Annotated in this window: 9 protein-coding genes; 4 read left to right on the forward strand and 5 right to left on the reverse strand. The window is 64.9% G+C overall.

The features are described 5' to 3' along the window. Positions 1 to 12: 12 nt before the first annotated feature. Positions 13 to 786, reverse strand: coding sequence for a gamma-glutamyl-gamma-aminobutyrate hydrolase family protein (locus CK230_RS13115; RefSeq protein WP_095817863.1), 774 nt, complete (start codon positions 784 to 786; stop codon positions 13 to 15). Positions 787 to 1,049: 263 nt separating this feature from the next. On the opposite strand from CK230_RS13115, the gene CK230_RS13120 reads away from it, so the two are divergent. Further along, positions 1,050 to 2,159 (forward strand): TRAP transporter substrate-binding protein, encoded by a 1,110-nt coding sequence (locus CK230_RS13120; protein ID WP_095817864.1) that lies wholly within the window; start codon positions 1,050 to 1,052, stop codon positions 2,157 to 2,159. Positions 2,160 to 2,267: 108 nt separating this feature from the next. On the opposite strand, the gene CK230_RS13125 is transcribed toward CK230_RS13120, so the two are convergent. From CK230_RS13125 to CK230_RS13140, 4 genes are all read right to left on the reverse strand, one after another. Continuing rightward, positions 2,268 to 3,353, reverse strand: coding sequence for a zinc-dependent alcohol dehydrogenase family protein (locus tag CK230_RS13125; RefSeq protein WP_176480085.1), 1,086 nt, complete (start codon positions 3,351 to 3,353; stop codon positions 2,268 to 2,270). Between the two features lie 8 nt (positions 3,354 to 3,361). Beyond that, positions 3,362 to 5,152, reverse strand: coding sequence for a TRAP transporter large permease subunit (locus CK230_RS13130; protein WP_176480086.1), 1,791 nt, complete (start codon positions 5,150 to 5,152; stop codon positions 3,362 to 3,364). Beyond that, positions 5,149 to 5,754, reverse strand: a complete 606-nt coding sequence (locus CK230_RS13135) for a TRAP transporter small permease subunit (RefSeq protein ID WP_095817596.1) — start codon at positions 5,752 to 5,754, stop codon at positions 5,149 to 5,151. Before CK230_RS13135 ends, CK230_RS13130 begins: the two co-directional genes overlap by 4 nt. 289 nt (positions 5,755 to 6,043) lie before the next feature. Then, positions 6,044 to 6,949: a branched-chain amino acid ABC transporter permease gene (locus tag CK230_RS13140; protein WP_095817866.1), complete on the reverse strand. Its 906-nt coding sequence runs from the start codon at positions 6,947 to 6,949 to the stop codon at positions 6,044 to 6,046. 93 nt (positions 6,950 to 7,042) lie between these two features. Between CK230_RS13140 and CK230_RS13145 the strand changes: the two genes are divergently transcribed. From CK230_RS13145 to CK230_RS13155, 3 genes are all read left to right on the forward strand, one after another. After that, positions 7,043 to 7,651, forward strand: coding sequence for a CGNR zinc finger domain-containing protein (locus CK230_RS13145; protein WP_095817597.1), 609 nt, complete (start codon positions 7,043 to 7,045; stop codon positions 7,649 to 7,651). Further along, on the forward strand, positions 7,644 to 8,174 hold the full coding sequence (locus tag CK230_RS13150) for a hypothetical protein (RefSeq protein WP_095817598.1): 531 nt from the start codon (positions 7,644 to 7,646) through the stop codon (positions 8,172 to 8,174). Before CK230_RS13145 ends, CK230_RS13150 begins: the two co-directional genes overlap by 8 nt. A gap of 311 nt (positions 8,175 to 8,485) precedes the next feature. After that, positions 8,486 to 11,959, forward strand: coding sequence for an indolepyruvate ferredoxin oxidoreductase family protein (locus CK230_RS13155; protein WP_095817599.1), 3,474 nt, complete (start codon positions 8,486 to 8,488; stop codon positions 11,957 to 11,959). Positions 11,960 to 11,993 lie beyond the last annotated feature (34 nt).

Here is an 11,993-nt window from a genome sequence, read left to right on the forward strand (position 1 = left end):
TCGCCGGCGGGCCTATTCCGCCGCAGCGCGCGCGCCCACCTTTGCAGCCGCGTGCAGGCGCACGGCATCGCCGAAGGCGCGGAAGATCTTCGCCGAGTTGCTATCCGATTTCACCCAATATTCCGGATGCCACTGCACGCCGACCGCGAAGGCGCGGGCGTCCTTGACGGAAACCGCTTCGATCGTGCCGTCGGTGGCCAAAGCCTCGATTTGCAGTTTCGAGCCGAGCCGGTCGATCCCCTGCCGATGCAGGGAGTTGACCTTGATGTCGCCGGCGCCGAACACGCCTGCAAGGCAGCTGCCCGGCTTGATCGAGATCGTCTGGTGGATGGCAAAGCGCTCGTCCTGATTGTCGCTCACCGGCGCGCGGTGGTCGAGCGAGCCTTCGCGCTCCTGGATCTCGGTGCCGAGCGTGCCGCCCAGCGCCACGTTCAGCTCCTGGATGCCGCGGCAGATGGCAAGCAGCGGCACGCCGCGCTCGAGCGCCTTGCGGATCAGCGGCAGCGCGGTGGAATCGCGAGCCGGGTCGTAGGGACCGTTGGCCTCGCTCGGGTCGCCGTCATAAAGCGAGGGATGCACGTTCGATTTCGAACCCGTCAGCATGACGCCGTCGACCGACGACAGCAATTCCTCGAGGTCGAGCCGGTCGCCGAAGGACGGCACCAGCAGCGGGAACACGCCGGCGCCGGCCACCGCCGCTTCCAGATATTGCTGGGGCGCGGCGTGCCAGGTGTAGTTGTCGAACTGGCGGACGTCGGTTGAGACGGCGACGAGCGGCTGCTGCATTTTGGGTTTGGTTTCCATCAGGCCAAGGAATTGTTCTGCCTATAAAATAAGCGATCCGTCGCGGCTTTTCCATGGCAAGTTTGGCCGCCTCGCATGGGCCAGGAAAGAGAGCGTTAGACTATAGTTGCAGATGGCGGCTGAATGGCGTCAAGCTGGGCCGCAGCGCTGGACTCGACTTCTTGCCCGTGTATGGTTCTCCACAACCGAGCCGGTACTGAGAATGTCCTGGCATGGGTCAGCTGATCCGCAAGGGAGGAAACTGCATGGATCGTCGTTCATTCATCCGCAAGGCCGGTGCGTCCGGCGTCGGCGCCGCGGCAGCGGCCGCGACGCTCGCCGCGCCGGCCATCGCCCAGTCCAACCCGAAAGTGACCTGGCGGCTGGCGTCGTCCTTCCCCAAGTCGCTCGACACGATCTACGGCGGCGCGGAAGTCTTCTCCAAAATGCTGTCGGAAGCGACCGACGGCAATTTCCAGGTCCAGGTTTTCGCCTCCGGAGAACTGGTGCCAGGTCTGCAGGCGGCGGACGCCACCGCGGCCGGCACCGTCGAGGCCTGCCATACGGTGGCATACTACTATTGGGGCAAGGACCCGACCTGGGCGCTGGGCGCCGCGGTGCCGTTCTCGCTCAATGCGCGCGGCATCAATGCCTGGCACTATCACGGCGGCGGCATCGACTTGTTCAACGAGTTCCTGGCCACGCAAGGGCTGTTCGGGCTGCCGGGCGGCAACACCGGCGTGCAGATGGGCGGCTGGTTCCGCAAGCCGATCAACACGGTCGCAGACCTATCGGGCCTCAAGATGCGCATCGGCGGTTTTGCCGGCAAGGTGGTGCAGAAGCTCGGCGTCGTGCCGCAGCAGATCGCCGGCGGCGACATCTACCCGGCGCTGGAAAAGGGCACGATCGACGCCGCCGAATGGGTCGGCCCCTATGACGACGAAAAGCTCGGCTTCTACAAGGTCGCGCCCTATTACTACTATCCCGGCTGGTGGGAAGGCGGCCCGACCGTGCACCTGCTCTTCAACAAGGCCAAGTACGAAGAGCTGTCGCCGGCCTACAAGTCGCTGGTGCACACTGCCGCCCAGGCGGCGGACGCCAACATGCTGCAGAAATACGACTTCCTCAATCCCGCCGCGGTGAAGCGGCTGGTGGCCGGCGGCGCCAAGCTGGCGCCTTTCAGCCAGGAGATCATGGCCGCCTGCTTCGACAAGGCCAACGAAGTCTACGCCGACATGGAGGCCAACAACGCGCCGTTCAAGAAGATCTGGGAATCGATCAAGGCCTTCCGCAAGGAGCACTATCTCTGGGCCCAGGTCGCCGAATACAACTACGACACCTTCATGATGGTGCAGCAGCGCAACGGCAAGTTGTAGGCCTGGCCTTACCTTCTCCCCTTGTGGGAGAAGGTGGATCGGCGCGCAGCGCCGAGACGGATGAGGGGTGTTGGACGGAGTGCCGTCCGCGCCAAGCTGGAGCACCCCTCATCCGTCGCCTTCGGCGACACCTTCTCCCACAAGGGGAGAAGGGAGAACCGCGTCTCCACCTCGGCCCGGCACCACCAGCACCTTGACCTCGCCCGGAGCCGGCGGGTTGGCGATCACCCGCGGCGCATCCTCCAGGCTGACCTGTTTCGAGATCAGCCGGTCGATCTCGATCGCGCCCGATGCGATCAGCTGTGCCGCCCTTCCATGCGTGAACGGATTGAGGAAGGAGCCGAGCACCTTCAACTCGCGAAACAAGAGATCGAACGGCTCGATTTCCACTTTCATGCCTTGCGGCACCACGCCGACGATGACCACGGTGCCGCCGGCCCTTGCCATCCGCATCGATTGCTCGACGGTATCGCGCACGCCGGCGCATTCCAGCACCACGTCGACCCCGCCGGGCGCCAGGCCATTCGGCCCGGCGATGGCTGCGATCGGGTCAGCGGCGCTCGGATCGATCGTCGCCGTCGCCCCGAGCTCCTCGGCGAGCGCGCGGCGCGAGGCCTGCCTGGTCGACAGGATGATGGTCGCAGCACCCGCGAGCTTCGCCAACTGCACGACCAGCAGGCCGATGACGCCGCCGCCAAGCACCACGACCGACGCGCCCGGCCGGATCGCGGCAAGGTCGACGCCGTGCAGGCAGCAGGCCAACGGCTCGCAGAAGGCGCCATGCGTCGGCTTGAGATTTGCCGGCAGCTTGAATGCCTGCCTGTGCGGCATCAGCACATAGTCGGCGAAGCCGCCGTCGCGATGGATGCCGATGGCCCTCAGATTGCTGCACAGGTTGACGCGGCCGGCATGGCAGTGGGCGCAACGCCCGCAGGCGATGTTGGGATCGCCGGTGACGCGGTCGCCGATGGCAATGCCCGGCACCGCCGCGCCGACGGCCTCCACGATGCCGGAGAATTCATGGCCGAGCGTCACCGGCGGCGTGCAGGGGAACTCGCCATGGAAAAGATGGCGATCGGTGCCGCACACGCCGCAGGCCTCGATCCGCACGAGAACGTCCTCAGGCCCTGGAACGAGTTTGGGAACCTCGCGCAGCGCGATTTTGCCTACCGCCTCCAGCCGCACGGCTCTCATGGTCCACCTCAGTTGAATTTGGGCGGTTGCGAGAGGTCCGGTGCCGGTGCTGCCGGCTTGGCCGGCGCATCACCGAAGTTCGGCGGCTGCGACAGGTCGGGCGTGCCTGGCGCCGCCGGCGCGCCGCCATTGGTGGGGGCCGCGCCGTTGTTCGCTGGCGGCGTACCGAGCGGCGACAGCGAAGGCATGTCGGGCAGCTTGAGGTCGATCGTGCTTGGTTCGACCGCGGCGCCCTTGTAGCGCATGACCATCTGCGGGAAGGCGATGGTGAGCCCGATCATGATCACCTGGATGCCTACGAACGGGACGGCGCCCCAATAGATCTGCCCCGTTGTCACCGGCGCGATCTGCTTGCCGGTGATCCTGTCGAGGTAAGGCACACGGGCCGCGACCGAGCGCAGGTAGAACAGCGCGAAGCCGAAGGGCGGATGCATGAAGCTGGTCTGCATGTTGACGCCCAGCAGCACGCCGAACCAGATCAGATCGATGCCGAGCTTGTCCGCGGCCGGCGCCAGCAGCGGCACGATGATGAAGGCGAGCTCGAAGAAGTCGAGGAAGAAGGCAAGCAGGAAAACCAGGATGTTGACGCCGATCAGGAAGCCGGTCTCGCCGCCGGGCAGCGAGATCAGGAGATGCTCGACCCAGATGTGGCCGTTGACGCCGTAGAAGGTGAGCGAGAAGACGCGCGCGCCGATCAGGATGAACAGCACGAACGAGGAAAGCCTGGTCGTCGAGGCGAGCGCCTGTTTGACGACGTCGAGCGACAGCCGCCCCTTGGCCGCCGCCATGATCAATGCGCCGACGGAGCCCATGGCGCCGCCCTCGGTCGGCGTGGCGATGCCGAGGAAGATCGTGCCCAGCACCAGAAAGATCAGCGCCAGCGGCGGGATCAGCACGATCACCACCTGCTGCGCCAGCTTCGACATCAGTTTGAGCCTCAGCCGTTGGTCGACGATGGCGGCGACATAGATGACGATGACGCCGACGGCGAGGCCGAGGATGTCGGCATTGTCGCCCTGCGTCGGCGCAAGATAGCGATAGGCGCCGTACGAGATCGCGCCGGCAATCAGCAGCGCCACGATCAGCGACAGCACGCCGTGGCCGAGCGTGCGAGCCTCGAGCGGCAGCGCCGGCATCGAGTTCGGCCGGACGATCGACATGATCAGGATGTAGAGCATGTAGAGGCTGGTGAGCACCAGGCCGGGGATCAGTGCGCCCGCATACATGTCGCCGACCGAGCGGCCGAGCTGGTCGGCAAGCACGATCAGCACCAGCGAGGGCGGGATGATCTGGGCAAGCGTGCCGGAGGCCGCGATGACGCCCGACGCCAGCCGCCGGTCGTAGCCGTAGCGCAACATGATCGGCAGCGAGATCAGGCCCATGGCGATGACCGAGGCCGCCACCACGCCGGTCGTGGCGGCAAGCAGCGCGCCGACGAAGATGACCGCATAGGCAAGGCCGCCACGGATCGGCCCGAACAGCTGGCCGATCGTGTCGAGGAGGTCTTCGGCCATGCCGGATCGTTCGAGCACGATGCCCATGAAGGTGAAGAACGGTATCGCCAGCAGCGTGTCGTTGGACATCACCCTGGTGCCGTAGAAATTGTCCGGCAGCGCATGCAGCAGCGGCCAGGCGAGGTTGATCGACCCCCCGGAATAGGGCGAGACCAGCACGCCGATGAAGAAGAACAGCAAGCCGTTGGCGGCGAGCGAGAAGGCGACGGGGTAGCCGATCAAAAGGAAAATGATCAGCGAGGCGAACATGATCGGCGCCATGTTCTGCGCGATGAACTCGATCATGGGCGGACCTCGCCCGCGATGGCTTTGGCTTCCTCGGCCAGCGCCTCCGCCTCGAGCCTGGCCTGCTCATGCGCCGATATGAAGGGATTGGGATCGTCCATGTCGCCGCGCATGATGGCGATCTTCTTGATGATCTCGGAAACGCCCTGCAGGGCCAGCAGGAAGAAGCCGACCAGCAGGATGGCCTTGGCCGGCCAGACGATCAGCCCGCCGGCATTGGTCGACATCTCGCCGCTGTGGAAGGACAGCGACACATAGGGCACGAAATAGATCACCATCAGCACGACGAAAGGCATGAGGAAGAACAGGTGCCCGAGCAGGTCGATCCAGTGCTGCACGCGTCGCGAGAACATGCCGTACACGATGTCGATGCGGATATGGTCGTTCTGCTTCAGCGTGTAGGCCGCGGCCAGCATGAAGGCGGCGCCGAACAGATACCATTGCAGCTCGAGCCAGGCATTGGAGGAGGTGTCGAACACCTTGCGGATGATGGCATTGCCGGCGCTCACGAGGATTGCGAACAGGATCAGCCATGACACCCAGCGGCCGATGAACTCGTTGATGCGGTCGATCGTCCTGGAAAGAGCGAGAAGCCCTGCCATGCATATCCTCCCTGACAATGCGGCGCGCCCAATTCCCCCTCCGGTGTCGCGTCGCCTGGCCCAACGGTATGCAGTGCGTGGTCCGGCAGGTCAACATGTCAAAGCTGCGGCTAACAGATCGGCGCACCGGACAATGCCGTAACGCCACCGCTTGACGGGGTGTCATGCAACCAAAGTCTGGGATGCTTAAAGCATGTCTCCCGAAAGTGGGAACCGGTTTCGGGATAAAGACATGCGTAAACCAAAAACCTAAAGCGCATGGAGCGAATCTGAAAGATCGCGACGCGTTTTAGGCGATCTTGGCCTGGTCGCGCCCGCCGCCGATCAGCACCAGCATGGCGACGAGGAAGAGATAGATCCAGGCGTCGCGCCATTCGAGCGGGAAGTAGCCGGCCCAAAGCGATTCGGCCATGCCGAAGGCCGCGGCGCCAAGGGCAGCTTTGAGCGGCGACAGGTAGCCGCCGACCGCCGTCACGAACAGGATCTTCAGGCCGTAGACCAGCCCGGTGCCGAAGGAGACATTGCCGTAATAGAGGCCGGCAAGCACGCCAGCCAGGGCCGCGCAGAAGCCGCCGAACAGCACGGCGCGGCGGAACACCGCGCGCACATCGACCCCGCACATCGCCGCCGCTTTCGGATCGTCGGAGACGGCGCGCCAGGCGCGGCCGAAGTGAGAATGTGAAAACAACCAGGCCGCCAGCGCCACCAGCGCGACGACACCCGCGCAGTCGAGCAGCTGAATGACGGTAAGCGTGACCTTGAACCCTTCACCCTCAGCGAAAATGACGGGATTGGCGAGCATCGGCGGCAGCCAGAGATCATGCGTGTCGGCGGCGATGCGGCTGGCCTCCGACAGGAAGATCAGGATGCCGAGCGTCGTCACCACGATGGCGTTGGGCGAGCGGTCGGCGAGCCTCTCGAACACGCTGCGCGACAGGATGTGGCTGATCAGCGCGGCGTAGAGCAGGGCCGCGGCCACGCCGAGCGCCACCGCGGCGGCCAGCGTCAGCCACAGCGCCTGATAGCCGAAGGCAGCGGTCAGGATCATCGTCTGGCCGCAGAAGGCGAACAGCGCGCCGTAAGCCAGGTTGGTGCGGTGCAGGATGCCGTTGGTCAGCACATAGCCGAAGGCGAGCAGCGCATAGAGCGCGCCCGAATGCAGCCCGTTCAGCACCTGCTGGAAGAAATAGAGCATGCGGCGTCCTTGGGGCCGCATGACGCGACCTGCATGGAGCGTTACATTCGGAATCTAACTTGTCAAATGCGTTTTATCGGTTAGATTTCAATCATGACGGTATCCTGGACCCCGCACCGTTTCACCGGTGGCATCCTTGCGCTCGACACGGCGAACACCGTCGTGCTGCGCAACGATCCACAAAAGTCCTTCGACCGTTTCGACGACCCGGCCGAGATCGCCCGCTTCGCCGAGGCGGCGAGCGGCTTTCGCGCTGCCGAGCTCGGCGGCCGGCGGCTGCGGGCGCCGGAGCCGGGCGAGATCAAGCCAACCGTCATATCGATCCGCGAAGCGACCGATCGTCTGTTTCGCCATGCCGTATCGAATGGCGCGGTGGCGACAAGCCACCTGCCGGATTTCCTCATGGCCTGCGCCGGCGGGCTGTCCGGCAGCGCCACCGAGATCCGAACGCCGGGCCAGCCTTTCGGCGACCCGCAAACGCCGATCGACTTCGAGGCGGCTTTGGCCGTTTCGGCGCTGTCGCTACTGCGCGACGAAACTGTGGCGAGGCTGAGGATCTGTCCCAACTGCAGCTGGCTGTTCGTCGACCGCAGCCGCAACGCCAGTCGGATGTGGTGCGACATGGCTGTCTGCGGCAATCGCCAGAAGGCAAACCGCTATTATCGCCGCCGTACGGCGGCCAGGGAGGTTCCCAATGCTTAGAAAATTTTCGCGTTCGGCCCTGATCGGTGCCACCCTCGTCGCGGCAATCGCGCTCGGCGCCTGCCGCGATACCGGCAAGGACCAACTCTTTGCCATTTCGGGAAAACTGTTCGAGTTCAACTATCGGCTGGCCATCGCCACCTACGTCATCACGCTGAAGCCGCTGCGGCCGATGGTCGACGGCCAGGTCGCGGTGGTGAGCTTCCAGAATCCGGCCGGCGGCGATCCGCTCATCGTCAACCAGAAGATCTGGCCGAAGCTGCCGCACATCACGCTCACCAGCCCGCCGCTCACCTGCGTGGTCAAGGACAAACCTTATTCCGTCTCGATCCGCATCGAGGATTCCAACGGCACGCTGCTGCAGAGCATCGATACCACAATGACCTCATCCGAGGATCAGACGATGCTGCCGGACCGGCCACTGGTGATCGGGCCGAAATACGAGCTCAACCCGGACCTTGCCGGCCACCCTGACGGCAAGCTGCCCGATGCTCAGAAGCCGGATTGCTCCAAAGCGACCTGAAACGCGCAGCGTTAAAGCAATTCTAGGAAAAGTGTGGAGCAGTTTCCGTCCGGAATTGCGTCAAAAACAAAAAGATAGCGCGGTTCGCCGTTTCCGTGAAATGGCAAACCGCCCTATCACGAAATTTTTGTTCCTCACAAAGCGGTTAGCATGATCTTGCGTGCGCCGCCTGCTGCTCGTCAGACCGTTTGTTGCGTGTTATCTGGCCTCTGCGATTTTGTTTGACCTCACCGCCAAGGGACGAAAGACTGCGGCGTCCCACTCCGACGTTGGCTGCCTGATTTGGGCTGCCTCCGCAGAGGAAGTACCTGATGACGCTGCACGACGTCGCGCTCGACGACAAGTTCGACCTTGCCAAGGAGCGCGTCTTCCTGTCCGGCGCGCAGGCCGTCGTGCGCATGCTTCTGATGCAGCGCGAGCGCGACCGTCGCGCCGGCCTCAACACCGCGGGATTCGTTTCCGGCTACCGCGGCTCGCCCTTGGGCGGCCTCGACATGCAGCTCTGGCGGGCGAAGAAGCAGCTTGCGCAAGCCGACATCGTCTTCCAGCCGGGCCTCAACGAGGAGCTCGCCGCCACCGCCTGCTGGGGTTCGCAGCAGACCGAATTGCTTGGCGAAGGCACGCATGACGGCGTCTTTTCGGTCTGGTACGGCAAAGGGCCGGGGGTCGACCGGTCCGGCGACGTCTTCCGCCACGCCAATCTTGCCGGTTCCTCGAAGCATGGCGGCGTGCTTGCCCTGATGGGCGACGACCACATGGCCGAATCCTCGACCAACGCGCATGCCACCGAGTTCCTGTTCGTCGACACCATGGTGCCGATCCTCAACCCGGCCGGCGTGCAGGAGATCATCGACTACGGCCTTTACGGCTTTGCCATGTCACGCTTCGCCGGCACCTGGGCGGCGATCAAATGCGTCAAGGACAACATCGAATCGACGGCTTCGGTCGATGCCTCGATCGAGCGTCTGGGCATCGTCATTCCCGAATTCGACATGCCGCCGGGCGGCCTGAACATCCGCCACGAGATCGACATGCTCGGCCAGGAAGAGCGGCTGCACGAGTATAAGCGCGCCGCCGCTTCCGCCTTCATCCACGCCAACGGGCTGAACCGCATCGTCTATTCCGGCGGCCGCAATCCCAAGCTCGGCGTCATCACCATCGGCAAGAGCTATCTCGACGTCCGCCAGGCGCTGGAGGATATCGGCATCGACGAAGCGGCCGCCAACCGCATCGGCATCCGCCTGTTCAAGGTCGGCTGCCCGTGGCCGCTCGATTTCCAGCATATCGCCGAGTTCGCCCGCGGCCTCGACACCATCGTCGTCGTCGAGGAGAAGCGCTCGCTGATCGAGGTGCAGCTGCGCGAGAACCTCTACGGCACCCCCACGCAGCCGGTAATCGTCGGCAAGAAGGACGAGCGCGGCGACTGGCTGTTTCCGGCCAAGGGCGCGCTCGACCCGAACGAGATCGCCATCGCGCTCGGCGAACGGATCCTGCGCACCATCGGCCCGTCGGAAGAGATTGCCGCGCGGGTGGCGAAGCTGCGCCAGTTCCAGGCGATGCTCGCCGACACGCTCGATATTGGCTCGCGCACGCCTTTCTTCTGCTCGGGCTGCCCGCACAATTCGTCGACCAAGGTGCCGGACGGCTCGCTGGCCGCCGCCGGCATCGGCTGCCATTTCATGGCGCTGTGGATGGACAGGAACACCGTCGGCTTCACCGCCATGGGCGGCGAGGGCGCGCAATGGGTCGGCCAGGCGCCGTTCTCCAGGCGCGATCATATCTTCCAGAATCTCGGTGACGGCACCTACAACCATTCCGGCGTGCTGGCGATCCGCTTCGCCCTGTCCTCCGATGCCAACATCACCTACAAGATCCTCTACAACGATGCCGTGGCGATGACCGGCGGCCAGCCGCATGAGGGTGGCCTGACCGTCGACATGATCGCGAGACAAGTGCGCGCCGAGGGCGTCGACCGCATCGCCGTCGTCACCGACGAGCCCGGCAAATATGCCGGCAAGGCCGATTTCCCGGCCGGCATAACCATCCACCACCGCGACGATCTCGACCTTGTCCAGCGCGAATTGCGCGACGTGAAAGGCGTTTCGGTGCTGCTCTACGATCAGACCTGCGCCGCCGAAAAGCGCCGTCGCCGCAAGCGCGGCGCCTTCCCCGATCCGGACAAGCGCGTCTTCATCAACGAGTTGGTCTGCGAAGGCTGCGGCGATTGCGGCGTGCAGTCGAACTGCGTCTCGATCCAGCCGGTCGAGACCGAATTCGGCCGCAAGCGCCGGATCGACCAGTCGAGCTGCAACAAGGATTTTTCCTGCCTCAACGGCTTCTGCCCGTCTTTCGTCACCGTGCATGGCGGCAAGATCAGGAAGGCCGAAGGCATTGCCGGCAGGGCCGATCCGCTGGACGGCGTGCCAGCGCCGGCCGAATTCCGCATGGGCAACCAGGGCTGGGCGGCGATCATCGACGGCGTCGGCGGCACCGGCGTCGTCACCGTCGGCGCGGTGCTCGGCATGGCCGCGCATCTGGAGGGCAAGGGTTGCGGCATGATCGACATGGCGGGCCTCGCCCAGAAGGGCGGTTCGGTCTTCACCCATGTCCGCATCGCCCCGACGCCTGAGGACATCCACGCCATTCGCGTTTCGGCCGGCAAGGCCGACCTTGTGCTCGGCTGCGATCTCGTCGTCTCCGGCGCCAAGAAGGTGCTGGGCGCGGTGCGCGAGGGCCACACGATCTTCCTCGCCAACACCGCCGAGATCATGCCCGGCGAATTCACCCGCTCCGCCGATTTCTCGCTGCCGGTCGAGCGGCTGAAGAAGGCGATCCGGGCGGCTGCCGGCGACGACAAGGCGCATTTCTTCGACGCCACCCGCACGGCGACCGCTTTGTTCGGCAATTCGCTCGGCGCCAACATGTTCATGCTCGGCTTCGCCTTCCAGCATGGCGGCCTGCCGCTTTCGGCGCAAGCTGTTGAAAAGGCGATAGAATTGAACGGCGAAGCGGTGGCGATGAATATCGCCGCTTTCCGCTGGGGCCGCCGTGCCGCGCATCACCCCGATTTCGTGCGTGACCTGGTCGCCCAAACCGGCAAGCCGGCGTCGAAACCGGCCGAGACGCTGGACGATGTCATCGCCCGCCGCGTCGCCTTCCTCACCGCCTACCAGAACGCCGCCTATGCCAGGCGCTACGCCGACCGGGTGGCGACCTTGCGCGCCGCTGAAGCCAAGGCCGTGCCGGGCTCGACCGCGGTGACCGAGGCCGTCGCCAGGAATCTCTTCAAGCTGATGGCGATCAAGGATGAGTATGAGGTGGCGCGGCTCTACACCGACGGCACTTTCGCCGCCGACCTCGCCAAACAATTCCAGAGCTACGAGAAGCTCGAATTCCATCTCGCGCCGCCGATCCTCGGCCGCCGCGGCAAGGACGGTAGCCCAAGGAAATCGAGCTTCGGCCCGTGGATGATGAAGGGCTTTCGGCTGCTGGCGGCGATGAAGGGCCTGCGTGGGACCGCGTTCGACCTCTTCGGCTACACGGCCGAGCGGCGCATGGAGCGGCAGGCGTTGAGAGAGTATGAGGCCGATCTCGACCTTATCGCCGGCGCGCTGGCGCCGGGCAGGGTGGAGGCCGCGACGGCCCTGGCCTCCGTACCGGCGCTGATCCGCGGCTACGGCCATGTCCGGCAGGCTAGCGCCATGAAAGCGGTAGGCGAGCGCTCGCGGCTGATCGAGCGTTTGAATCAAGCCCCCGCGGAGCCATCGCTTCGGGCGGCGGAGTGATCGCGCCGGCGCGTTGATAGCGCCTGGAACCCCT

This window comes from Mesorhizobium sp. WSM3859, assembly GCF_002295065.1.
Classification (GTDB): domain Bacteria; phylum Pseudomonadota; class Alphaproteobacteria; order Rhizobiales; family Rhizobiaceae; genus Mesorhizobium.

Bases quoted from the DNA above. Each gene is read 5' to 3' on its own strand.
- CK230_RS13115 (WP_095817863.1), bottom strand. From the start codon at position 786: ATGCAGCAGCCGCTCGTCGCCGTCTCAACCGACGTCCGCCAGTTCGAC.
- CK230_RS13120 (WP_095817864.1), top strand. From the start codon at position 1,050: ATGGATCGTCGTTCATTCATCCGCAAGGCCGGTGCGTCCGGCGTCGGC.
- CK230_RS13125 (WP_176480085.1), bottom strand. From the start codon at position 3,353: ATGAGAGCCGTGCGGCTGGAGGCGGTAGGCAAAATCGCGCTGCGCGAG.
- CK230_RS13130 (WP_176480086.1), bottom strand. From the start codon at position 5,152: ATGATCGAGTTCATCGCGCAGAACATGGCGCCGATCATGTTCGCCTCG.
- CK230_RS13135 (WP_095817596.1), bottom strand. From the start codon at position 5,754: ATGGCAGGGCTTCTCGCTCTTTCCAGGACGATCGACCGCATCAACGAG.
- CK230_RS13140 (WP_095817866.1), bottom strand. From the start codon at position 6,949: ATGCTCTATTTCTTCCAGCAGGTGCTGAACGGGCTGCATTCGGGCGCG.
- CK230_RS13145 (WP_095817597.1), top strand. From the start codon at position 7,043: ATGACGGTATCCTGGACCCCGCACCGTTTCACCGGTGGCATCCTTGCG.
- CK230_RS13150 (WP_095817598.1), top strand. From the start codon at position 7,644: ATGCTTAGAAAATTTTCGCGTTCGGCCCTGATCGGTGCCACCCTCGTC.
- CK230_RS13155 (WP_095817599.1), top strand. From the start codon at position 8,486: ATGACGCTGCACGACGTCGCGCTCGACGACAAGTTCGACCTTGCCAAG.